General features: G+C 38.0%; 24 protein-coding genes. 13 read left to right on the top strand and 11 right to left on the bottom strand.

Annotation, left to right across the window (positions count from 1 at the left end):
• Positions 1-67: 67 nt before the first annotated feature.
• Entirely contained in the window at positions 68-1,117 is a 1,050-nt protein-coding gene (locus OVA16_RS00280) for a patatin-like phospholipase family protein (RefSeq protein ID WP_267762872.1), read from the bottom strand.
• Between the two features lie 419 nt (positions 1,118-1,536).
• Between OVA16_RS00280 and OVA16_RS00285 the strand changes: the two genes are divergently transcribed.
• Positions 1,537-3,024, top strand: a complete 1,488-nt coding sequence (locus tag OVA16_RS00285; RefSeq protein ID WP_267762875.1) for a glycine--tRNA ligase — start codon at positions 1,537-1,539, stop codon at positions 3,022-3,024.
• A 382-nt stretch (positions 3,025-3,406) separates the two neighbouring features.
• Here the strand turns inward: OVA16_RS00285 and OVA16_RS00290 are convergent, their stop codons facing one another.
• A complete protein-coding gene (locus OVA16_RS00290; protein WP_267762877.1) occupies positions 3,407-3,751 on the bottom strand; it encodes an arsenate reductase family protein in 345 nt (114 codons plus the stop codon).
• The gene (locus tag OVA16_RS00295; RefSeq protein WP_267762879.1) at positions 3,751-4,953 is read right to left on the bottom strand and encodes a C40 family peptidase; all 1,203 of its coding nucleotides are present in this window, start codon (positions 4,951-4,953) and stop codon (positions 3,751-3,753) included. The genes OVA16_RS00290 and OVA16_RS00295 overlap by 1 nt, the downstream gene beginning before the upstream one ends.
• A gap of 160 nt (positions 4,954-5,113) precedes the next feature.
• Here OVA16_RS00295 and OVA16_RS00300 point away from each other — a divergent pair, with 160 nt between their 5' ends.
• The 3 genes from OVA16_RS00300 (at position 5,114) to OVA16_RS00310 (ending at position 8,961) form a co-directional block, all read left to right on the top strand.
• Positions 5,114-6,196, top strand: coding sequence for a calcium:proton antiporter (locus OVA16_RS00300; RefSeq protein WP_267762881.1), 1,083 nt, complete (start codon positions 5,114-5,116; stop codon positions 6,194-6,196).
• Positions 6,197-6,272: 76 nt separating this feature from the next.
• Positions 6,273-6,782: a GtrA family protein gene (locus OVA16_RS00305; RefSeq protein WP_267762883.1), complete on the top strand. Its 510-nt coding sequence runs from the start codon at positions 6,273-6,275 to the stop codon at positions 6,780-6,782.
• A 394-nt stretch (positions 6,783-7,176) separates the two neighbouring features.
• Entirely contained in the window at positions 7,177-8,961 is a 1,785-nt protein-coding gene (locus OVA16_RS00310) for an aromatic amino acid hydroxylase (RefSeq protein WP_267762885.1), read from the top strand.
• Positions 8,962-9,091: 130 nt separating this feature from the next.
• Here OVA16_RS00310 and OVA16_RS00315 read toward each other — a convergent pair whose 3' ends face one another.
• Entirely contained in the window at positions 9,092-9,646 is a 555-nt protein-coding gene (locus tag OVA16_RS00315) for a PhnA domain-containing protein (protein ID WP_267762887.1), read from the bottom strand.
• 133 nt (positions 9,647-9,779) lie between these two features.
• Between OVA16_RS00315 and OVA16_RS00320 the strand changes: the two genes are divergently transcribed.
• Both OVA16_RS00320 and OVA16_RS00325 read left to right on the top strand, forming a co-directional pair.
• Positions 9,780-10,481, top strand: coding sequence for an SDR family oxidoreductase (locus tag OVA16_RS00320; RefSeq protein WP_267762889.1), 702 nt, complete (start codon positions 9,780-9,782; stop codon positions 10,479-10,481).
• Between the two features lie 128 nt (positions 10,482-10,609).
• Positions 10,610-11,146 (top strand): C40 family peptidase, encoded by a 537-nt coding sequence (locus OVA16_RS00325; protein WP_267762891.1) that lies wholly within the window; start codon positions 10,610-10,612, stop codon positions 11,144-11,146.
• A 239-nt stretch (positions 11,147-11,385) separates the two neighbouring features.
• Here OVA16_RS00325 and OVA16_RS00330 read toward each other — a convergent pair whose 3' ends face one another.
• From OVA16_RS00330 to OVA16_RS00345, 4 genes are all read right to left on the bottom strand, one after another.
• Positions 11,386-12,273: a flavin reductase family protein gene (locus tag OVA16_RS00330; RefSeq protein ID WP_267762892.1), complete on the bottom strand. Its 888-nt coding sequence runs from the start codon at positions 12,271-12,273 to the stop codon at positions 11,386-11,388.
• A 4-nt stretch (positions 12,274-12,277) separates the two neighbouring features.
• Positions 12,278-12,574, bottom strand: coding sequence for a type II toxin-antitoxin system RelE/ParE family toxin (locus tag OVA16_RS00335; protein ID WP_267762894.1), 297 nt, complete (start codon positions 12,572-12,574; stop codon positions 12,278-12,280).
• Positions 12,564-12,776, bottom strand: a complete 213-nt coding sequence (locus tag OVA16_RS00340; RefSeq protein ID WP_267762895.1) for a DUF2683 family protein — start codon at positions 12,774-12,776, stop codon at positions 12,564-12,566. The genes OVA16_RS00335 and OVA16_RS00340 overlap by 11 nt, the downstream gene beginning before the upstream one ends.
• A 243-nt stretch (positions 12,777-13,019) precedes the next feature.
• Positions 13,020-14,015, bottom strand: coding sequence for a fumarylacetoacetate hydrolase family protein (locus tag OVA16_RS00345; RefSeq protein ID WP_267762897.1), 996 nt, complete (start codon positions 14,013-14,015; stop codon positions 13,020-13,022).
• A gap of 499 nt (positions 14,016-14,514) precedes the next feature.
• Between OVA16_RS00345 and OVA16_RS00350 the strand changes: the two genes are divergently transcribed.
• The 3 genes from OVA16_RS00350 (at position 14,515) to OVA16_RS00360 (ending at position 18,186) form a co-directional block, all read left to right on the top strand.
• A complete protein-coding gene (locus OVA16_RS00350; protein WP_267762898.1) occupies positions 14,515-15,669 on the top strand; it encodes a homogentisate 1,2-dioxygenase in 1,155 nt (384 codons plus the stop codon).
• A gap of 95 nt (positions 15,670-15,764) precedes the next feature.
• Positions 15,765-16,895, top strand: coding sequence for a 4-hydroxyphenylpyruvate dioxygenase (gene hppD, locus OVA16_RS00355; protein WP_267762899.1), 1,131 nt, complete (start codon positions 15,765-15,767; stop codon positions 16,893-16,895).
• Between the two features lie 370 nt (positions 16,896-17,265).
• Entirely contained in the window at positions 17,266-18,186 is a 921-nt protein-coding gene (locus tag OVA16_RS00360) for a YihY/virulence factor BrkB family protein (protein WP_267762901.1), read from the top strand.
• Here the strand turns inward: OVA16_RS00360 and OVA16_RS00365 are convergent.
• The 3 genes from OVA16_RS00365 to OVA16_RS00375 all read right to left on the bottom strand — a co-directional run bounded on the left by OVA16_RS00365 (position 18,183) and on the right by OVA16_RS00375 (position 19,842).
• The gene (locus OVA16_RS00365) at positions 18,183-18,770 is read right to left on the bottom strand and encodes a porin family protein (RefSeq protein ID WP_267762902.1); all 588 of its coding nucleotides are present in this window, start codon (positions 18,768-18,770) and stop codon (positions 18,183-18,185) included. The two genes, OVA16_RS00360 and OVA16_RS00365, sit on opposite strands and share 4 nt — an antisense overlap.
• Before the next feature lie 99 nt (positions 18,771-18,869).
• A complete protein-coding gene (locus OVA16_RS00370; protein ID WP_267762904.1) occupies positions 18,870-19,145 on the bottom strand; it encodes a hypothetical protein in 276 nt (91 codons plus the stop codon).
• Between the two features lie 190 nt (positions 19,146-19,335).
• Positions 19,336-19,842: a hypothetical protein gene (locus OVA16_RS00375; protein ID WP_267762905.1), complete on the bottom strand. Its 507-nt coding sequence runs from the start codon at positions 19,840-19,842 to the stop codon at positions 19,336-19,338.
• A gap of 484 nt (positions 19,843-20,326) precedes the next feature.
• Here OVA16_RS00375 and OVA16_RS00380 point away from each other — a divergent pair, with 484 nt between their 5' ends.
• The 4 genes from OVA16_RS00380 to OVA16_RS00395 all read left to right on the top strand — a co-directional run bounded on the left by OVA16_RS00380 (position 20,327) and on the right by OVA16_RS00395 (position 23,819).
• On the top strand, positions 20,327-21,244 hold the full coding sequence (locus tag OVA16_RS00380) for an ABC transporter ATP-binding protein (RefSeq protein WP_267762907.1): 918 nt from the start codon (positions 20,327-20,329) through the stop codon (positions 21,242-21,244).
• Complete coding sequence (locus tag OVA16_RS00385; protein WP_267762908.1) at positions 21,237-22,574, top strand: ABC transporter permease; 1,338 nt, start codon at positions 21,237-21,239, stop codon at positions 22,572-22,574. The genes OVA16_RS00380 and OVA16_RS00385 overlap by 8 nt, the downstream gene beginning before the upstream one ends.
• A gap of 318 nt (positions 22,575-22,892) precedes the next feature.
• Positions 22,893-23,336: a hypothetical protein gene (locus OVA16_RS00390; RefSeq protein WP_267762909.1), complete on the top strand. Its 444-nt coding sequence runs from the start codon at positions 22,893-22,895 to the stop codon at positions 23,334-23,336.
• A 6-nt stretch (positions 23,337-23,342) separates the two neighbouring features.
• Complete coding sequence (locus OVA16_RS00395) at positions 23,343-23,819, top strand: OsmC family protein (protein WP_267762911.1); 477 nt, start codon at positions 23,343-23,345, stop codon at positions 23,817-23,819.
• Positions 23,820-24,004 lie beyond the last annotated feature (185 nt).

Below are 24,004 nucleotides of genomic sequence, written 5' to 3' on the forward strand. Positions count from 1 at the left end.
AAGTGCAAAGTTAGTTTTTGTTTTAGCAGTCAAAAAAATTTAAGGATGTTTAGTTGTAGAAAATGTATCACCTCTTCAAAAAACTCCAAACAGAGTCGTCTTTTTTATCTTTTTTATCTTGCATAAGTCCAGCCACAACTTGATCTAACAAATCTTCATTCTCGCTAACCAATTTATCGGCAAGCGAAATAATTTTTTGAATGTTATGGGGTGTAGCGGCATCCATAGCGGGATCAATTGAGGATAAATTATTAGGCTCTATACGAATGTAATTACCACTTTTTTTAACAGAGTGAAAAAGCTGTTTCATAAAATAATCTGTGCTCTCGGCAGAACTGCTACTCATGATATCTACCAGCGCCGGACCTATAGAAATTGCTCGTTTCTTTTTAAAATCTTCGTAGTTGTAGGATATTTTAGATAAACCTGTACCCAGAGATAGCACCCAAAAATCATCTATTTTGTAGGTATTATAATTTTTAATAACCTCCAGCAAAGCCGATAGCGATGGATTGTGTGCAAACACGCCTCCATCTACCAAAGGATAGCGTGTTTTTGCTAGTGAAAAAATTTCTGCCACAGAAAAATAAGTTGGTGCAGCAGAAGTAGCTCTACAAACGTCTCTAATGAAGAAATCGCGAGAATCTCCATTAGAAATTGCCTTTTGTTGGCGAAACAAATGGTTTTTACGGAGCTCAATATCATACGCAGTAATGATACAAGGCCTGATCAATTCGCTTAATTTTTTATCTCCGAAATAACCATAAAGCACTTTTTCTAAAATTGTGGCATCATAAAGCTCGCTCAACAAACCAAATTTACTAAGGAAACGCCGCCATGGTTTTGCGGCAAATATTTCTACTCCATGGTTAAGGTATATATCGAGCGCTTGCTTTGCGCTATATTTTTGCTTGGTGGGTTCATCATCGCTAGGGCACAATAGTATAGATAACAAGATACCACCCGTGCTTGTGCCTGCAAAAAAATCGAAATAATCGGTAAGACGGGCGTTGGGGTTCTGGGTTGCTCGCTGGATTTTATCTTCCAATGCTACCAAAATCATCCCTGGTATAATACCACGAATACCACCGCCATCTATGGAAAGTATCCTCTTCATTTTATATTGTGCTTTGTAAATTACCGAATGTAGGAAAAAATTAGGTTTATTCCTTTTTTAACCATGCAAGAGATTTAAGGTTTTATATCTCTCTACGTACTTTGCGAAAACTTTAGAAACTTTGCGGTTATTTTCGTTTTTTTTTTATAACAAAGGATGTTTAAGTTTGAAAATATCGGTATGATTATTTTTAACGCAAAGGATGGAAGAGTTTCGCAAAGAACGCAAAGTTTGAAATGTTAACATTTGTTAATTAAACCTGATAGGAATGAAAAGCCCGCAAGCGAGCGTAGCGAGTGCGGACTTGTAATGTATAGCAGGGCTTTCGGAAGCGATGGAACCGTTGCTTTGCTTTTCAAAACATTTTAAAGCGCTTATCTTATAACTTTTAACTTTTAACTTTTAACTTTGACGCCACTATGGCTCAAAAAAACAACGACGAAATTTTTAAAAACGTAATATCACATGCAAAGGAATACGGTTTTGTGTTCCAAAGCAGCGAAATATATGATGGTTTAAGTGCGGTTTACGACTACGGCCAATTGGGTGCCGAACTGAAAAACAACATTAAAACCTATTGGTGGAAAGCAATGGTGCAAATGCACGAGAACATTGTAGGTCTTGATTCTGCCATTTTTATGCATCCTAAAGTATGGAAAGCCAGCGGACACGTGGATGGTTTTAACGACCCGATGATTGACAATAAGGATAGCAAAAAACGCTACCGTGCTGACCAATTATTGGAGGATAAAATTGCCAAATACGAAAAAGACGGCAAAACCGAAAAGGCTGCAAAATTGCAAGCTGACATGGATGATGCTTTGAAAGCTGAGGATCTGCCTCGTTTAAAAGTATTGATTGAAGAGCATGAAATTGCTTGCCCAGTGAGTGGCACTAAAAACTGGACTGATGTACGCCAGTTTAACTTGATGTTTGACACGCAGTTTGGCGCCATGGCCGATGGTAGCGAGAAAGTTTACCTACGCCCAGAAACGGCTCAAGGTATTTTTGTAAACTTTTTGAACGTACAAAAAACGGGCAGGATGAAAATTCCGTTCGGGATTGCGCAAATTGGTAAAGCTTTTAGAAATGAAGTAATTGCCCGTCAGTTTATTATGCGTATGCGTGAGTTTGAACAAATGGAAATGCAATTCTTTGTGCGCCCAGGCGAGGATAAAAAATGGTTCGAATACTGGAAAGAAGCTCGTTTGAAATGGCACAAAGCTTTGGGCACAGCACCAGAGAAATACCGTTACCACGATCATGTGAAATTGGCGCATTATGCTAACGCGGCTACAGATATTGAGTTCGAATTCCCGTTTGGATTTAAAGAGGTAGAGGGTATTCACAGCAGAACTGATTTTGATTTAACGCAACACCAAGAGTTTAGCGGTAAAAAAATGCAGTATTTTGATGCTGAACTGGATGAAAACGGCAAACCTTATGGCAACTACGTTCCTTATGTAATTGAAACTTCGATTGGTTTAGACAGAATGTTCTTGTTAACGATGATTAACGCATTGGAAGAGGAAGATTTGAGTACGCCAGAAAGACAAGACAGCAGAACCTTATTACGTTTGCATCCTGCCTTAGCGCCAATTAAAGCGGCTATTTTCCCATTAACTAAAAAAGATGGCTTACCAGAGAAAGCTCGTGAGGTAATGGATGCGCTGAAATTTGATTTCAACTGTATTTACGAAGAGAAGGATGCGATTGGTAAACGCTACCGCAGGCAAGATGCGGTGGGCACGCCTTTCTGTATCACGGTAGATCACCAAACGCTAGAGGATAATACGGTTACCATCCGTCATAGAGATACGATGGAGCAACAACGTATTGAAATTAAAGATTTGCACTGGACTATTGAAAGCAAAGTAAGTTGGAGAAGTTTGCTGAGCCAATCATAAATATTTAATCCCGACCTAAAAAATCGGGATTTTTTTGCTACATCTTTAAGCTCGCCGCTGCTTGTCTCTTACTTTTTTTCAGAATTTCTTTCTGTTTTTAATTGCCTTCAAGCTTGCTTCGCAGGTTGACCGCAAAATTAACAAAACCGGAGTTTACGGAGCTCATCAGCTTTGCTGATAAACTCTCGGTTGCTTATTTATTCCGTTTTAGTATTTGTTTTGTTTGTCTTCATGCTTGCTCCGCAGGTTTCTTTTAAAGTGAGTGCCTTGGCTTACTGGCGCTACCCGAAAGGTGGGGAACCGAAAATAAGCTTAACAAAGGCTTGAAGCGCTATCGCTAGCAAAACACTTAATCTCTAAAGCTTAACTTACTTTATTGAATTTATATAATGCTATCCATAGCCTCTTCGCTCCTGGTAATTACAGCTCTATCTCCATTAACAATAATTGGACGTTGTATTAAAATTGGATTTTCATGCAGTGCCTTAACCCATTCCTCATCAGACAGTTCTTTACCTTTGTATTTTTCTAAATAAACCTTCTCCGTTTTACGAACAATATCAAAGGGTTTTAAATTCAACTTAGTTAAAACGTCCTTTAGCTCTTCAACGCTGGGTACATCTTCTAAATAGTTAATCACTTCAAAAGGCTCTCCACTTTGTGTGATTTCTTTTAACGCAATATTGCTCTTACTGCATTTGCTGTTATGATAAATGGTAATACTCATTACTTCTTGCTAAAATACCAATCGTGCTTTTCTACTTTAGTAATTTCTGGCTGCCCCACTTGATTTAAAATGCGCCTTGCGCCAACCAAAGTTTTAGTTTGGTACTCATCATAGTTTGTAGCCTCAGGCAAAATGCTACTAATTTTCACCATTCCTGCCGATTGGATAAACTGCCCCTCGCCCATGTAAATTGCAGTATGAGTAACACGACTTCCGTTTACACCTCTTCGCTTTGCAGCAGAGAAAAACATTAAATCGCCGGGCTGTAGGTTTTTTAGACACTTTTCTACACTAATCGAGTCGTTTTCTAAAACATCTAATTTCTCTCCAACCAGTGCTTGCTGCGAAGCATCACGGGGAATAATTACGCCGTTTAAAAAGTAAGCCGTTTTTGTAAAACCGCTACAATCTACCCCTTTAATTGAAGTGCCACCCCATAAATAAGGCACACCAAGTAAAGTTTGGGCAGTAGCTAAAATAGCATCGGCAGCGGGCAAAGGTCTATTAATCCATTGGTTGTAATCGGCAAGTTGCGCTGTTGGCACATAAGCCTCTCTCCCATCGGGAAAACCCACTTTGGTAAAAGTACCTTCAACTGTTAAAAGCTTCAAAATATTACCAGCTACCAAGTCAGAAACCCTTGCCGCACCAGTTTCGGCTTTTGTTAGAGCGTGGCCATAATCGTTCACAAAAACCACTTTTTTAGCTGCTTGCCATTCCTTAAATTTATTTTCGTTCATCAAAGCAATGGAGCCACCATCTGTCCATGCCAAATAACCATCTGGCGATTTCACTAAATAAAATCCGCCCTGTTTTTTAAGCACTTGTATGGGCGTACCCAAAAGGGTTTGTGTCATCAGCTCGGCGCCATGAAAAGGCTGGCTTCGGTTATTGGCAACAGAAATAGTAGTTACGCCATAAATTAAGTCTTTCAACTGCTTAGCAGGTAAAACCTCTACGTTTAGTCCGTCCTTCGCATCTTTAGGAAAAGATTTTTCAAATGCTGCTACTGCCTGTTTAGAGGTACTTTCTACAAAAACAGTATCCGCTTTAAAGCGAACTTGAAAATAAACCGTTCTTTTATCTGGAGCATACTTTTTTTGAATAGCATTTGCTATGGTGCGGTAAGCCGAGGTATCTATCTGCGAATAAGCTGAAACGCTAAGTATAATGCAAATCAAAAAGAAAAAACATCTTTTCATGTTGTAGTGTTAATGGGTTGTATTTTGTTTTCAACTAAGGTACAACTAAAAAGCTATTCCTATTTTTAGTAATCTAATCTTTACATAGATAATTAGGATAAGAATTTACTAACCTTAATTTTGAAATTATTGCATTAATTACCACCAAAAATTAAATCATATGCTTAAAAAATTACCTCTACCACTTTGGACCATTGCGTTACCCATTTTAGCTTGGCTCGCCTATTTTTTGCCTTTAAATGGTATTGGCGGTTTCGGTACTGCCATATTGGTAGTGCTTTTAATTGGCAGTGTGTTGGCCGCGGTACACCATGCCGAAGTAGTGGCACATAAAGTTGGCGAACCATTTGGAACCTTAATTTTAGCTTTGGCGGTTACTACTATCGAGGTTGCCTTAATTGTTTCGTTAATGCTTACAGGCGGCCCGGGAACCGAAGAACTGGCCAGAGATACTGTTTTCGCCGCTGTAATGATTATTCTTACTGGGATGATTGGGATTTGCTTATTAGTTGGTGGAGTTAAGTTTAATCAACAAGGATTTAGTTTCGACGGGGTAAAAGCGCCATTAGTTGCGCTAACAGCGATCTTAATGCTCACATTAGTGTTACCAAATTTTACCACTAGCGTAGATGGGCCTTCCTACACCAAAGCGCAACTGATTTTTGTATCTTTAATTTCTTTAGTGATTTATGGCACATTTATTTTAGTACAAACCGTTAGGCATAGAGATTTCTTTTTACCCCCAGTTAATACCGCCGATGAAGATGCGCATGCTGCTCCACCTACAAAAAGCACAGCGTTATTTAGTATGTTATTGCTATTAACCTGTTTAGGTATTGTGGTGCTGTTAGCCAAAGCACTCGCACCAGATATAGAAAATGCAATTGTGAACGCCGGAGCGCCAAAATCATTAGTTGGTGTAGTAATTGCAGCAGTAGTTTTATTACCAGAAGGCATAGCAGCGCTAAATGCAGTACGAAAAAACAGATTGCAAACCAGTTTAAACCTGGCGCTAGGATCTGCATTGGCAACTATTGGCCTTACTATACCTGCGGTTGCTATTGTATCAATCATATCGGGCTTAAATATTACTTTAGGAATAGACACCAAATCTATGGTGCTCTTGCTATTGGCTCAATTCATCTTAATGCTTTCGCTTGGCTCCGGAAAAACCAACATATTGCAGGGCGTGGTTTTATTAACTATTTTTGCGGCTTATCTGTTTACCATTGTGGCCCCTTAACGGCTTAAAAACAATAAACCAGATTTGTAAAAGTGTATAGATTAATGACTAAAAAACCAGCAAGCAGCAATTAAGGATGAGAAAATTAGCATTGCGCATCATCGATTTTTTCTATCCCCCTTTTAAAAATTGGTTTTCTATCGGCACATTTAGGTACATGGCAAGTGGTGGCTTTACTGCAGCCTCGGGTATTATTGCCTATTTTGTAATTTACAATTACGTGCTTCACCAACAGGCGGTACATGTTAACGGCTATTTAGTTACCGGTCACATTGCCGCTTTGGCTATCGAATCTGTTTTCACATTTCTAGTGGGTTTTACCCTTAATAAGTATTTGGTTTTTACGCAATCAAATTTAAAAGGACGTATACAATTGTTTAGATATGGCACGGTAGTTTGCACTAATATCTTACTCAATTATGCGCTAATGAAGATTTTGGTAGACGGTTTTATGTTTTACCCTTCTATTGCCAAAGCTTTAATTACTGTTGTGCTAGCCATTTTTAGTTATTTTTCTCAAAAGTGCATTTTCGTTTCGGGTAAAGAAAAATGTTTAATTTTTGAAGCGCAATGGCAGTACTACTAGGGCTCGCTAGTCCTGCTTTACGCTAAAATCTTTTTGCTACCGTTTTTGCAGCATACTCCTGTCATCCAGAGCTTTTCAATGGATAATTATGGCGATCAGCGTGACACACAAAAAGTATTTACGCTACAATCAGGGCTATTGTACAATTGTTATTGCGTCACTTGGCGTTTTTTGCCAACCTTTGCATTTCTTTGCGTTTAAAAATTTACCGCAAAGGTTTTAGCGTATTCGCAGAGAGCGCAAAGCAAAATTTAATGTAGTTATACTATTGAGCCAACTTCCTGCAGCCTTATCCCTAAAATGTAATCTTAGTCAATTTTCAACCAAAATAGCCTTATTTTCTTGCTTTCTAGTCCCAAATCAGCTAAATTTAGGGCAATTAATAAATGTATAAATGAGCGATTTTAACGACTTTAATAACGAGCAGGTTGCCAAATTACCCAAGCATTTGAGGCAATTTATAGTAGCGCAAAATTACGAGAAATACACGCCAATAGACCAAGCGGTTTGGCGTTATGTAATGCGCCAAAACTATAGTTATTTAAAGCATGTTGCTTATTACCCTTACATTAAAGGTTTGCAAAGAGCGGGTTTAAGTATCGAGTATATTCCAGATCTGCAAACCATGAACGACAATTTGGGCAAAATTGGATGGGGCGCCGTAACCGTTGATGGTTTTATTCCGCCAGCTGCATTTATGGAGTACCAAGCTTACCGTGTATTGGTTATTGCTGCAGATATCCGCCAGATAAACCATATTGAATATACGCCTGCACCAGACATTATCCACGAAAGTGCTGGTCACGCCCCTATTATTGCCGATACTGATTACAATGCTTACCTAAGTTACTTTGGCTCTATTGGTGCCAAGGCAATGTTTTCTAGCAAAGATTTCGAATTGTATGAAGCCATCCGTAAGTTATCTATTTTAAAGGAGGCGGTAAATATAGACGAAGTGGAAATTGCCAAAGCAGAAAAAGAACTCAAATTCATTTCAGAAAATATGGGCGAACCTTCGGAAATGGCTTTATTGGGGCGCTTACATTGGTGGACTGTAGAATATGGTTTGATTGGAACTTTGGAAAATCCGAAGATTTATGGCGCTGGCTTACTTTCTTCTATTGGCGAAAGTGCCACTTGTATGGATCCGAAAATCAAAAAACTGTGGTACGACATTAACACTATAAATTACTCTTACGATATTACCCAAGAGCAACCACAGTTATTTGTAACGCCAACTTTTCAAAACTTAATTGATGTTTTAGAAGCGTTTGCAGATACCATGGCCTTTAGACGTGGCGGTGCCGAGAGCATCTTGAAAGCTATTGAATGCAAAAATCCAAGTACCGCAGTTTACAGCTCTGGCTTACAAGTAACTGGGGTATTTACCGATGTTGGTATCAGCAAAGATGATGAGGTAACGTTCATTAAAACCACAGGCCAATCGGCTTTAGCTTTTGATGGTAAAGAGTTGGATGGACATAGCAAACACTACCATAAAGACGGTTTTTCATCGCCAGTTGGCAAATTAAAAAATGTTGAAAAACTACTGGAAGACCATAGCTTAGCAGATTTGGCAACTTTAGGCATAGAAGTGGGTTTGGTGGGTAGTTTAACTTTTGAAAGTGGTATTCACGTAGACGGAAAAGTGAAAGAAATTATCCGCAAAGGCGACAAAACGATACTGATTGCTTTCGAGGATTGCACAGTAAAAGAAGCCAATGGAAACGTATTGTTCCAACCAGAATGGGGTACTTACGACATGGCCGTGGGCGAGAAAATAGTATCTGTTTTTAACGGTGCTGCCGATAAAGATTCTTATGAAGAAATAACATACGTCAGTCAGCAATTAACCCATAAAATTGTGTACGATGAGCCTACTAAACGTTTGCACCAATTATACCAAGAGGTAAGAAATGTTCGCGAAGCAGGCGAGGGAAATGAAAAATTAGCTAAAATCTTTAACGAATTGAAAACTAATTTCCGTTACGATTGGCTTTGTGCGCTGCAAATTTTAGAGATTTTGCATCATGCCTCAAGCAATCCTGCTTTAGAAAATGAAGTAAGAATTTACTTAGAAATGAAAGCTGCTAATGAGAAGGAGTTTACGAAGTTAATTAACGATGGTTTTCATGTCATTGCTAATCCGGTAACGCAGTTAATTTCGGTAGAAGATTAAGCACTTGCTTTAAAAAAGCCTTCATTTCGAGTGCAGCCGAGAAATCTTTGAAATTGCTAAACATCATGTTTAATTAAATTCACAGATTTCTCCACTTCGCATTGCTTTGTTCGAAATTACTGTAGTAAAATCAGTTATTTTTCTTTACATATTTGGTTAAGATCACAATCATCTGCTCATTGATTTTACCTTCAATTTGTTCGTGATTGTCATGCACCAATCTAATTTTTTTAACCACTGTGCCTTTTGGCGCACTGAAATTTGTGCCTTTTACATCTAAAGCTTGCGTTAAAACTACGGTATCTCCATGCTCTAACACGTTTCCAAAAGCATCCGTATGAACCGCAGCTATTTCCAATCCGCTCATTCCCCATTGAATCACATCCTCATCTAAATCTACCATACTCAAAACTCCACTTGCCCAATCTTCATCTTTATAATTTTGTAGTATACGGTAACTCAAAGCTTGCACACTTTGTTCTGGATTCCAAATACTACCTTCTACCACTCTCCAATAGAAACTCTGATCGGTTGCCTCAATATTTTGTAAACAATCGTTACACAACGCAACCTGATTTTCTATTGCATCGTCTTTTTTAGGACTTACCACATAGGCATTTGTTGCTTCCGTTTTACTACATAACTCACACAATCCACCGCTGCGTTCTTTTAGTTTTTCTAACATCTTATTCAATTAAAGCGGCAAATTTACTTATTTAAGTTTATGGGTATTAAAAAAGTAGCGTCAATCATTTTTTAAACTTCAAATGCGAAACATTTTTTAATAGCTATCTTTGGCCTCTCAAAAGTTAATAGCTATGAACATTATAATTACAGGAGCCAGTAGCGGCATAGGTTTCGAAGCAGCCTTAGAGTTTAGTTTAGACACCAAAAACAAAGTAGTTTGCATTGCCCGCTCGGCTGATAAATTGCGAAAATTGCACGAAATTGCCAAAAGCATTACCCCTGAGTGCACCTTACTTCCTGTAGCATTTGATTTAGTAAACGATGATTACAATGCACTTAATCCTTTTATAGAACAGCGATTGGGTACGGTTGATATTTTGATTAACAATGCGGGCTCGCTAATTAATAAACCATTGTTAGAAACCACAGAGGTTGATTTGGCAGAAATGCTAGAACACAATGTGATGAGCCATTTTAAAATGAGCCGATATATGTTGCAATTTATGAGTGCGGGTGCTCACATTGTAAATATTGGCAGTATGGGTGGTTTTCAGGGCAGTGTAAAATTCTCAGGTTTAGCAGCATATTCTGCAAGTAAAGCAGCATTGCATATTTTAACCGAATGCATGGCGCAAGAATTGACCACTACCGGAATTAAAATTAACTGCTTGGCATTGGGTTCGGCGCAAACAGAAATGTTAGAAGCCGCTTTTCCTGGATACGAAAGCCCTGTAATGGCATTTGAAATGGGCAAATATGTAGCTGATTTTGCCAGAACTGGCCATAAATTTTTTAATGGAAAAGTATTGCCTGTGGCGGTTACAACTCCATAAAGGCCCCTCCCTACCTCCCCAAAGGGGAGGAGATAGACAATGTAACTCCCCTCCTTTGGAGGGGTTTGGGGAGGCAAAGTTTTCCACATTTCTTGGTTCTAAGCGTTGGGTTAGTTAAGTTTGAAACAATGAAGAAAATACTTTTAACCATCTTTTTGCTCGGTAGTATTGCTTTTAGTTCTAAAGCACAAGATAATGTATCGCTAACCATGCAATATCAAAAGATGATGGAGAAAGTAATTAGCCGCATCCCAGAAGTGGCCAATTCTACTTCAAACAAAATCATGGATTTCGCTAAATCATTGATTGGAACTAGGTACCGCTATGCTTCTAGTAATCCTGAAGTTGGTTTTGATTGCTCTGGTTTTGTGAGCTACGTTTACAAACAGTTTGGTTTCAGTGGTGCTCGCTCTTCTGCAGATTTTGCAGCTAAAGGCAAAGCTATTAAACTCGCTGACGCTAAAGTAGGCGATGTGCTGGTATTTACTGGATCTAATTCTAGAGTGAGAAGACCTGGACACGTAGGTATCATTTATTCTATTGACGAAGAAGGCAAAATCAAATTCATTCATTCTTCTTCTGGCAAAGCTAAAGGCGTAACCATTACTGATTTAGAAGGTTACTACAAAAACCGTTTTTTAAAGGCAGTGACTGTGATGGAGTAAGTTAGGAATTAGGGGGCAGGTATTAGTTAGTTTTACCTATACTACTTAACCCAGCTGATTTGAGTGATTTTCTATTTCGATTGATTAAGGAACTTTTTCTTTCGGACTTATCGGACTAAAATCTTTCCCAACTTCAAATTTCTCCCGCTGATTTTTCCGCTGATTTAGGAGATTTTCTATTTCGCTTGATTAAGAAACCTTCTCTTTCGGACTTTACTGACCAATAACTTGCCGACTACCTAAAGCAGCAACACTTTCAACGCATCTGCTACTTTACCATAAGCAATTAGCTCTTTGGCAAACTCATGCAGCTCACGTTCACGATTGGTTTCATCGCCGATGGTAGCATCTAAAATATCTTTCACGTTGGTATTCCATTGCATTTCTGCAACTTCATCTTCATTTGGCAACTGCTCTTCATTCCCTAGCAATCCCAAATCATTACCTGTAAGCACTTTAGAACGACGAACAGATAATGGCAACGTATCAACACCTATCCCTAATGTGGTTAAAGGTTTTGGGACTGTAAATAAGCTTTCTGGCGTTACCCGGCTGTACCAATTACCCCCCAAACGAGCTACCAAGTCTATTTTATGCTGATCTATTTTGCCTTCCGTATCCAACACTTCTTCCTTGATATGAATGAGCATAATTTCAGCCAGCACTAAATTTCCTGCACCATGCTGGTCGCCCAAAGGAATAACTTGAGTGACAACACATTCCAATTGCACTGGTGCTTCTGCTACACGTGGTGGCCTAACCAAATGCGAAACCTCCATGGTAAAGCCCGCCTTTTCAAATTCGTTCACTCCCTTGCCATATTCTGTACTAGATAAGCTGGTTTGCTGTACCATGGCATAATTCACAATGTTGATGACACACTCTCCCACTTCTTGCACGTTTTCTAGCGTATGTTTAGTGGTATTATCTCGTACCCTACGTGCTGGCGAAAAAATACAAATAGGCGGATTGGTACTAAATAAATTAAAAAAACTGAAAGGGCTAAGGTTTACCTTACCTTGGGCATCGATAGTAGAAGCCAAACATATTGGACGTGGCGCTATGGCATACTGCAGGTAGTTTTGCAGTTGCATTGGAGATAAATCGGCAGTTTTAAGTGTTAACATAATTCTAATCTGTAGTAAAAAATGGGTCTTGTCTATTATCCCAAAAGAAAAGAAGGTAAATTTTATTACCTTTAATTTGATAAAAAAGCGAAGTATGTTTGTTAATCAACGCTATTCTTATACTTTCATCTAAAACAGAAGATTTGTAGATAAAAGGATTTTCGCTAATCAATTTAATTTTAAGTTCGGTTTGGTTTATAAATTTATTAGCAATAGCTAAACTAAACTTTTCTACAATAAAAGTATATACCACATTTAATGTCTCTTTTGCCTTACCTGTATATAAAATATCAAATGCCATTTTTGTCTAGCATATCGCGTACACTTATATAAGGGTGTATTTTTTCTTCATTAACTTGCATAACAGCCTCTCTCACGCCATCTAAAACCGAAGGTGGGTAAACATTAGTCTTTTCTTTAAAAGTAATTTTCATTGCTTTCATTACTGCTTTTACCGCTGCTAACTGGTCGGCATTTTCTGGATAAATAATAAGTGCTTCCATAAACAAATTTACCTTTTTAATGTGTAATTGTAATCATTATTTTGAAAAGTAACGATGGCTCACGCTGAAGTTTTCCTATTAAAATCTGATAACTTTTGCTGAATTTAACAGAGTAAGGTTTACTTCATTTACCTAAACCTGATAGCAGCGAACACGTAGTGGCAAACCTGTGTGTTTGCCACGCAGTAAAGCGGATAGCAGGGCTTTCGTAACCTAAGTACACTGAAACCTGCTTTTCAAATTTTATTTTTTAAGTGCTAGTATAGAAAAATCTGTATCTACGGCCTTAATTACATTAGAAAGTTGGCCCAAGCCAGTAATTTCCATTTCTACATCATCGCCATCTTGCAACCACTGTACCTTATAGTTAGGATCGTTTAACAAGCCAGTACCATTTAACTCTAAAAAGCAACCTGTACCTACCGTACCAGAGCCAATTACATCGCCTGGTAAAATATCTACACCGTAAGCACAACGTTCTATAATTTCGGCAAAAGTCCAATCCATATCAGCCACATTACCAGAAGAAACTTCCACACCATTAACTTTACAGGTCATTTTAAGGTTGTAGCTATTGCCTACATGGTTTACTTTTGGCGCTACTTTATAAGGTTCCAACTCGTCTGGCGTAACCAACCAAGGACCAATTACGGTAGAAAAATCTTTACCCTTTGCCGGGCCAAGGTTCAGCAACATTTCTTCCATTTGCAAGGTACGAGCACTCATATCATTCATAATGGTAAAGCCTGCAATGTATTCATCGGCCTCTGCAGCTTTAATATTACGTCCTTTTTTGCCAATTACTGCAGCAATTTCCAGTTCAAAATCTAGTTTTTGAAAATGATCGGGCATGCACTCAATTTCTCCCGGGCCTTGTATCGCATTGTGGTTGGTAAAATAGAAGATAGGATATTGGTCAAACTCGGCAATCATCTCTACCTTTCGGTTACGGCGAGCCGCAGCTACGTGTTGCCTAAAAGCATAGCCATCTCTGCACGAAGTTGGGTGCGGAACGGGAGCTAAAAGTTCGTAAAACACTTCTTCCTTGGGTTGTAGTTTACCATCCAAAATATCTTGGTTAACTTGTTTCGCCCTTTCCATTAGCGGCTCTCCACCAGCTAAAAAAGCGTTCATATCATCAGGAATTAACTTATGGCAAGAGTTTAAATTATAAATATGTCCATTTACGAAAATGCCCAAATGTTCTTTGTCTTCGGTTTTATAGGATACTAGCTTCATTGTTATAAATAATTTTAGTTAGCGATGTCAATTTTAACATCCCAATGTAACAACAGTATTTATTGGAGATGGTTTATAATTGGATTGTGGTCAAAGCTATGAAAGCTTTTGAGGTTTTCCAAAAGCTACATACGGTTATTATTTTTATCAACCATCTAAGACACACAAGAACATCTTGGTTTAACGTAATTGCTAAAATGAATAAGGTAACTTAGGTGGTAAATTTTAAAAGAGAAAATTGATGTTTGAAACATTGCTGTAAAAAGGCTAATTTTACCATCACAAATATGAGCGAGATTTTTCCATATCATAACCATTGTGTAGCAGAAGTTTTTTCTGCTTACCGATATGCGCTGCTCTCTAAGCTGATATTTGCGCAGTACTCTTTATAGAAAACCCCATCTACCTTGAACGTTATCAAGACGTTCCGTAAATATTATCAAAACGCTTTGCGTTATTATTCGTTATATTTATTTCTAACCAAATTTAACCTTATAATATGCCTATTTACCACACCTTAGGAACTATACCTCCTAAACGACATACCGTTTTCCGTAAGCCAAATGGCGATTTATACGCCGAAGAACTTGTTTCTACAGAAGGATTTTCGAGCTTGTATTCGTTGGTTTACCACTGCCACCCGCCAACCATTGTAAAATCTTTGGGCGAACCGTACAGTGTAGCACCTAAAATTGCTCGTGAAAAGCATTTGCGCCACACTAGCCTTATTGGTTTCAATATCAAACCCGAAGACGATTACCTAAAAAGCCGTAAACCGGTTTTGATAAACAGCGATTTGCACATCTCTTTGGCGGCACCAAAAAAATCAATGACTGATTATTTTTACAAGAACAGTCAGGCTGATGAAGTGATTTTTATCCACGAAGGAACAGGTAAGTTAAAAACAGGTTTTGGCGAAATTGCGTTTGAATATGGCGATTATCTCGTGGTTCCTCGTGGCACTATTTATCAAATGGAATTTAACGACGAGAAAAATCGTTTGTTTATTGTAGAAAGTTTTAGTCCAATTCGTACTCCTAAAAGGTATAGAAATGCTTTTGGACAGCTAGAAGAGCATTCTCCATTTTGCGAAAGAGATATTAAAAGACCGCAAAACCTACAAACTTTTGATAAGTTAGGAGATTTTAAAATGCTGATCAAAAAACAGGAAGTAATGTACCCTTACACCTATGGCACGCATCCTTTCGATTTTGTAGGCTGGGATGGTTTTCATTACCCTTGGGCTTTCTCTATCCACGATTTTGAGCCAATTACTGGGCGTTTGCACCAACCACCTCCTGTACATCAAACTTTCGAAGGACATAATTTTGTGATTTGTTCTTTTGTTCCACGTAAATACGATTATCATCCTTTATCGATACCTGCACCTTACAACCATAGTAATGTAGATAGTGATGAGGTTCTATATTATGTAGATGGCGATTTTATGAGCCGCAAAAGTGTGGAGAAAGGCCAAATTACTTTACATCCGGGTGGTATCCCTCATGGGCCACACCCTGGCACGGTAGAAAAATCTATAGGTAAAGAGAGTACAGAAGAACTTGCCGTGATGATTGATCCTTTTAGGCCCTTAATGCTAACAGAAGACGCAATTGCGATAGAAGACGAGAGTTATCACAAAAGTTGGATGTAGTCAGAAAGTTTATAGTCGGCAAGTCCGAAAGACCAACATATAAGTCAACCTCCGACTTTCCGACTTTCGGACTTTCGGACCAAAAAAAAAATACAATGAGCACACAAACATTTGCAGAAAAAATAGCTAAGGCGCAAGATTTCCTTCCAATTAACGGAACGGATTATATAGAATTTTATGTAGGCAACGCTAAACAAGCCGCCCACTATTACAAAACCGCTTTCGGGTTTCAATCTTTAGCTTATGCCGGGCCAGAAACAGGCGTGAGAGATAGGGCTTCTTACGTTTTGCAACAAGGGAAAATCCGCTTGATATTAACTACTGCTTTAAAATCAGATCATGCTATTGCCGAGCATGTAAAAACGCATGGCGATGGTGTAAAAGTATTGGCACTTTGGGTTGATGACGCTTACAGTGCATTTGAAGAAACTACCAAACGTGGTGCTAAACCTTATTTAGAACCTCAAACCTTAACCGATGAACATGGAGAAGTTAAAATAAGTGGCATTTACACTTATGGCGAAACCGTACACATGTTCGTAGAACGTAAAAATTATAATGGTGTGTTTATGCCTGGCTATAAAAAATGGGAAAGCGAGTATAACCCTAATGATGCAGGTTTACTTTACATAGACCATTGTGTGGGCAACGTAGGTTGGAACCGTATGAACGAAACGGTAAAATGGTACGAAGATGTGATGGGATTTGTAAATATTCTTTCTTTTGATGACAAACAGATCAATACCGAATACTCTGCCTTAATGAGCAAGGTAATGAGTAATGGTAATGGATATTCTAAATTTCCAATTAACGAGCCAGCCGAGGGCATCAAAAAATCGCAGATTGAAGAATATTTAGAGTTTTACGAAGGCGAAGGCGTACAGCACATTGCCGTTGCCACTAATGATATTGTTAAAACGGTAAGGCAACTAAAAGAAAGGGGCGTAGAGTTTTTAAGCGCACCGCCGCAAGCTTATTACGAAATGATGCCCGAACGTGTAGGCGAAATTGATGAGGAAATAGCGCTACTTGAAAGCTTAGGAATTTTGGTGGATTGCGATGAAGAAGGTTATTTGTTACAAATCTTTACCAAACCTGTAGAAGATAGACCTACTTTGTTTTTCGAAATTATACAACGTAAAGGAGCACAAAGTTTTGGTGCCGGTAATTTTAAAGCTTTATTTGAAAGCTTAGAACGTGAACAAGCATTGAGAGGAAATTTATAACCTTCCCTCTGTTCATTAGAAATTGGCTGCCATTCTGAGTTTAGCGAATTATCTGTTAACTATCAGTAGATTGCTCGTTCCCCTCAGAATGACAGTTTTTTTTATTAACAATGACCCAACAAGTAATACAAAACCACAAACACCACAATAGTGGATACACAACCACCTCCTAATTTCCAAGCTCCCCAGCCGGCCAATATTGTTCTGAAAAAATTATTCACACGCTAAATTTTAGTTTACTAGAATAACCATATTACATGCAAATGGTTTTCAAACTTCCCCAACAAATTGTACAGTAGCCTCAAAGTGATATTAAATATCACAAAGGCAAACATCCATTAGCTATATTTTGTTATTTTTGAAATCGCTAATGGAAAAAACGGCAATCATCAAGCAGTCTAAGCTCTTTCATTTTTGTTATCATTTACAAAAAGCATTTGTTTTATATCAAAAAAATGATCCTTTGCGCTTAGCTGGTGCCACTGCTTTTTTTGCCAACTTTGCCATCCCTCCTATTTTACTTATCTTAATTAGGCTGTTTGGCTTTTTTGTAGATAAAAGAATTTTAGCTACTCGTTTATTCGACCGCATTTCTGAGATTTTGATACCGAGCAGCACCAATCAAATTAAAGATACACTGAAGAACATTCGTGGTGTAGACCATAATTGGTGGGCAACCGTGTTAACTTTCGTGTTCTTCATTTTTGTAGCTACCACACTATTTAACGTAATTAAAAACTCGGTAGAACAGATTTGGAATATTGGCAGAGACGATAAAACAGGTTTTATATTCAGCTTGAAAATAAGAGCTAGATCTATGATTATCATATTATTAGCCGGAATTTTATTTTTTGTAGGAATAGTTACAGACAGTATTCAAGCTTTAGTAGGAACTTATTTAAACGATACTGCTCCCAACGTTGCCAAATGGCTGGTTTGGTGCTTAAATCAATTAGCATTTACACTTATTGTAATGGTTTGGTTTACCATCTTATTTAGATTTTTAACCAATGCACGGCCAAGTTGGAAAATTGCCATGCAAGGCGGATTGCTAACAGCTGTGTTATTCAACATCGGCAAATATATACTACGCATTATGCTGCCATTAAGCAATATAGAGAACATCTATGGTGCCTCTGGCTCTATTATATTGGTAATGTTGTTTGTGTTTTATTCTTCCTTAATTTTCTATTTCGGAGCTTGTTTTATCAAAGTAATTAGCGAAAGAAAAAGGAAAGACATACGTCCAATTAAAGGAGCACATGCTTATGAGCTAAAAGAAATTATTTAAAAAAGTTTTAAGCCCAAACCTAGGGTAAACATATTTAGTTTTGTATCTGGATAGCCAGCATCATTTAATTTAGACAAGCCCATTTCGTAGCGCAAATCTACACTTAATTTGCCTACATCTAGGCCTGTACCAAATTGCCAAGCAATAGCCTGATTTTTAAATTTGCCGTCGAATATATTTGATGCGGCATCTTCAAAACTTTGTTCCTCATTTAAAATAAACGACACTACAGGACCAGTATTTAATCTAAAGCCAACACCTTTTGCTCCAATCTTTGTTCCTAATAATACAGGAACATCAACGCTAGTAAAGTTTACCTCGTTTTCTAAACCACTACTGTTCTTTAACGTCGTATTTTTACCCGAAATATAAACCTCGGGCTGTAAGTGAATACCCGCAGCGCCAATGCGTGTCCACAAACCACCGTAATAACCTGCCTTGTTATCACTGGCAAAAGTGCTTTCGGTACTAAACTTACTCAGATTAAAACCTCCTTTAATACCAAACTGAAATGTGGGAAGCGCCTGGCCAAACCCCAAAAGCGAAGTATACATTAGGCTAGCTAATAATAATATTTTTTTCATTTTTTAAATTTTACTTAATACTGAAGCTGTAACGCCCAAAAATACTCCTTTTAGGAATACAAAAACCCAAAATAAATCCTAACTAATCATTTAATACAATTAAGCTTGAGCATTAATTTTTTCAAATCCCTGCATCTCAAAAACAGCCAATTGATGTGAAGAATTGAAATGCAAAGTGCCAAAGAAGTTGAAAATTCCATCGTCGTTTCTACCTTCTATGCAAACCGACTCTTTTAAAACATCATTTTTAGGATTACGCTTGCTAGCAAAAAGCATTTCTTCATCCTGTATCATTATGTTTTTTGCCTCAATTGCGAAATCATTTAAGAGGGCCAAAAATGCCTTTCCATTTAGTAATAGTTCTTTAATATTCATAACCCAAAAATTTAAAATGAAGATTGATTTGTATACTAAACAAAAAGTAAGCTAGATAGTTCTTATCATTTAAAAAAACTATGGCTAACAAATTCATTATCTAGCAAATAAACAAACCAGCCCCCTTATTCACCCTCTTGAAATGAATTAAATAGCTTTAAAGAAATGTTGAACTTTTAAGTACAACTCATTATAAATTAACATAGAAAATATTTGGTACGTAGGCGGCAACCGCTCCCGTTTCTGCTTGGGCTTCTACATCATTTACCAATAATTTAACTACTTTATATTTTTCATCTGTTTGTAGTTCAACATCTAGTTTCAATGGGTTGTTGCTACCTAATTTAAGGTAAAAGCTACGATTGTTCGTCACAACGTTCTTTAAGATATCGGTGGTATGTAATTGATAGTAACTGAACTTATCGCTTCCGTAAGAAAATGACGGCCGAACGAAAAAATTTAACTGTTTTAACGAACCTCCACTTTCTTGATAGTAGAGTTGAATGTTGCTGTTTGTAAAATATCCATTTGTTGCAGGGTTTAGCATATCTGCACCCGCTGCATTTTTTACCACCAATACAACTGTGGGTTCTGTAATAGGAGAGCAGGCACACAATCCATCGTTAACATCAAGTTTTTTGCAACCCAAATTGGCCAAAAATACAATTGCTAATACGGCTAAAAATTTTTTCATCATGGTTTTATTAAAATTTACAGAATAGTGGTTTTAAACTGTACGGTGGTTTTTCCCAATTTGCTACAAAAGCCGGCTTTATTTTCGGCTTTTTTACCGAAGTGTACTGTAGCCCAGATCAGTTTACTTCTCTGCGTTCTTTGCACATACTTTAAATCCTTTGCGGTTTATTCTTCAATACAAAGAACAATTAGAAAACCGCAAAGCACGCTAAGTTTTATTGCACAGTTGGTTTTTGAACCACTTAAGAAATCTCAGCACAATTAAGTTCGGATCAGTTTACTTGGCCTTCTTTGCTAGTGCTTTTAAATCCTTTGCGGTTAGTTCTTCAACGCAAAGAACAATTAGAAAACCACAAAGCACGCTAAGTTTTATTGCACAGTTGGTTTGAACAACCTTAAAAACTTTAGCACATTTAAGTTCCGATTAAAAAACACAAAATTTGTGTAACGAAATAGCTTTTTTGCTATCTTATTATCGAAACTAAATGACAGATATGTTAAGCGTAAAGAATATTGTAAAGCAGTATGCTACGCACCGTGCCTTAGATAATGTGAGTTTGGAAGTAGAGAAAGGCAAAATCTTCGGGCTTTTGGGTCCAAACGGTGCTGGTAAAACCTCCCTCATTAGAATTATTACCCAAATTACCGCTCCAGATAGTGGCGAAGTATTTTTTAACGGCGAACGCCTAAACACCAAGCACATTTCGCAAATTGGTTATCTGCCCGAAGAGCGTGGTCTCTACAAAAAAATGGAAATTGGCGAGCAAGTGCTTTATCTTTCTAAACTAAAAGGACTGAACAGTGCCGAAGCTACCAAACGAATTAGGTATTGGTTCGAGAAGCTAGAAATGAAAGACTGGTGGAGCAAAAAAGTGGAAGATTTGAGTAAGGGCATGCAACAAAAAGTGCAGTTTGTGGCTACCGTTTTGCACCAACCCGAACTGATCATTCTAGACGAACCTTTCTCTGGCTTCGACCCAGTAAATGCAGATATCATCAAGAACGAAATCCTAGAATTGAACAAACAGGGAGCAACTTTTATCTTCTCCACACACCGCATGGAAAGCGTAGAAGAACTGTGCGACAACATTGCATTAATCAACAAATCGCATAAAATATTAGATGGTACCGTTGACGAGATTAAAGCAAGCTACCGCAGCAATACCTATTGGGTAGAATACGAAGGCGACTACCCTATTGCTAACAACGATATTTACGAGGTTTTACAAACTGAAACCGTTAAAGCGAATACGTTGGTTAAACTACAACTGAAAGAAAACCGCACAGCCAACGAAGCTTTATCACTTCTTTTGCCGCACGTAAACATCCACCGATTGGATGAAGTGATACCAACAATGAACGATATTTTTATTGAAAAAGTGAAAGGACAAAACCATGAATAAGATTTTACTTATTATCCAGAGAGAATATTTTTCGAGAGTAAAAAAGAAATCGTTCATTGTGATGACTTTCTTAACGCCCTTATTAATTGCTGGTGTATATGCCATTATTGGTTATTTTACCTACAAAGGAATTAAAGATACGCATGACAGTGTAGCGGTAGTAAACACCAATAAAACGCTAACCGAAAAACTACAAACAGATAAAAATATCGAATACACCTACATTGATAAAAGCTTAGATGAAGCGAAGAAAAGTATTGGCAAAGCAGATTACGATTACATTTTATACCTGCCCGAGTTTACTTTAGATGCGCCAAAAGGCATAGAATTGTTTGGCACCAAACAAGCGGGTATGTCGTTAAACAAGCGTGTTTCTAGCGATATTGAAGAACTGATTAAAACACAAAAGTTAAAGGAAAGCGGCATTTCGCAGAGCGATTTAGATAAACTAAAAACTGAAGTAGATATTTCTACCAAGAAAATTGCCGACACAGGTGCAGAAGAAGAGTCGAGCGCTGGTGCGAGTACCTTTATTGCATTTACTGCCGGTGTATTGATGTTCATGTTCATCATGATGTACGGCATACAGGTAATGCGTGGCGTAATCGAAGAAAAAACCAGCCGTATCATCGAGGTCATGATCTCGTCGGTAAAACCTTTTCAATTAATGATGGGCAAGATTGTAGGTATTGCCCTAGTTGGTTTAACCCAATTTATGCTTTGGATTGTGCTTACCTTGGCCATCAGTACCGCAGCCGTAAGTCTGTTTGTAGATAAAGATGATGTGAAAGAAATTGCAGCTGCACAAGCGCAAAACCAGGTAACAAGCAGCAGCCCACAAATGGCCGCAGCAAGCACACAAGCTGGGCCAATTGGCGATATCCAAAAAAGTTTAGCTGGCCTAGATGTTGGCAAAATTGTAACGGTATTTATCTTCTTCTTTTTGGGCGGATATTTATTCTACAGTGCTTTATACGCAGCCATTGGCTCTGCCGTAGATAGCGAAACAGAAACCCAGCAATTTATGATGCCGGTAATGCTACCTTTGCTGTTAGGCTACGCTTTATCGCTCAGCGTGGTCACTAACGATCCTTACGGCAGTACCGCTTTCTGGTTATCAATGATCCCTTTTACTTCTCCTATTGCCATGGTGGTTCGTATGCCTTATGGCGTGCCAACTTGGGAATTGGCTTTATCAATGGCTATTCTCGTTGCCGGATTTTTGCTTACCGTTTGGGTTGCCGGCCGCATTTACCGCGTTGGTATTTTAATGTATGGCAAGAAAACTACTTTCAAAGAAATGTTTAAGTGGTTTACTTATAAGAATTAGAGTAAAAGGAGCAAGGAACAAGGAGCAAAGAATAAAGAATAAAGAATAAAGAATAAAGAATAAGCAGCAAATGGCAACTTGCTTCAAGACTTACGAAGTATTAAATACTTTGTAAGTCTTATTTATCGCATACCATCTTTTTGAAAAGCAACTCCATTGCTACTATCTTCCTTCTGTCCTGCCAAGCGCTCATACTGCACAGGCCTTAGCCACAAGGCCGGTATCCGCTTTTGTCAGGTTTATTTAACAAAGGCTTTTGCATAACATTAAAATTTCTTTGCAATTATCAATGTTTCAGCAAATCAATCTTCAGTGGTCATGAATTTAGGCGAATATGTAAAAAAGAGAAACGGTGTTCCAATAGGACATTCAAAATCACTTAGCAATAACCTTTATCGCTCACTTGGTGCTAAAAACTTTGCTACATTTTGGACTTTCTGGAACCCAATTTTCGGATATTATTTAGGAGCAAAAGTGTTTAAGCCGCTCAAAAAAACATTGCCAATCGGCATTGCACTCATATTCACTTTCATTTTCTGCGGGCTGATACATGATTTAGCTACCACTTTGGCTAGAGGTAAGCTCTCATTATTCTTCGCTGTTTGGTTCTTCATAATGGGAACTGTAGTGGCCATTACCAAAAAACTAACCTACGATTTATCAGATCAAAAATGGATAACGAGAACACTAACAAACTTATTTATTATCACAATTTGTTTGCTTAGCACCATTTATTTAAACACTATCTTAGGCTTTTATTAAAATGAGATGCCATTAAAACACTTGTTCAAAGCCATGCTAAATTGGCAAAGCAACAAAAACGCGGAGAAAAGATATACTAAAAACCACACCCTTAGCTTTGAAGGTAAATCTGATTTGCAGGTATCAGCAGCCAAAGCTTTTAAAGGCGATCCAAGTTTGCACAACCCCGAAGATTTACTTTTAAGCAGCTTAATTTCTTGCCACATGATGTCGTTTCTTTATGTTTGTAGCTTACATCAAATCAATGTAATAGCTTATACAGACAATGCTATTGGCACTTTAGAAACCGACGAAAAAGGAAGTGGAAGATTTGTAGAAGTTCACTTACATCCAGTAGTTACCATTGATAATCCAGAGCAAATAGAACTAGTAAACGCTTTACACCAAAAAGCAAACGAACTATGCTTTATTGCAAACTCTTGTAACTTTAAAGTATTACATACTGCTACCTGCAACGTTGGTAAAAATTTAACTCGCTCTTAGTGATGGGCAATTTGGAAGAGCATGCGTGTGCTGGCCGTCATTTCTAACGCAGAGAGAAATCTAGCGAATTGTCAACATCATTACAATCAAGCTTTACAAATTACTATTTGCTAGATTTCTCCTCAAACCTCGTTCTAAAGGACGGGGATAATCGCATAAGCTTTTTGCTACCTTTACTTCAAAGT

It is taken from the genome of Pedobacter sp. SL55, from assembly GCF_026625705.1.
In the GTDB taxonomy this organism is placed as follows: Bacteria; Bacteroidota; Bacteroidia; order Sphingobacteriales; family Sphingobacteriaceae; genus Pedobacter.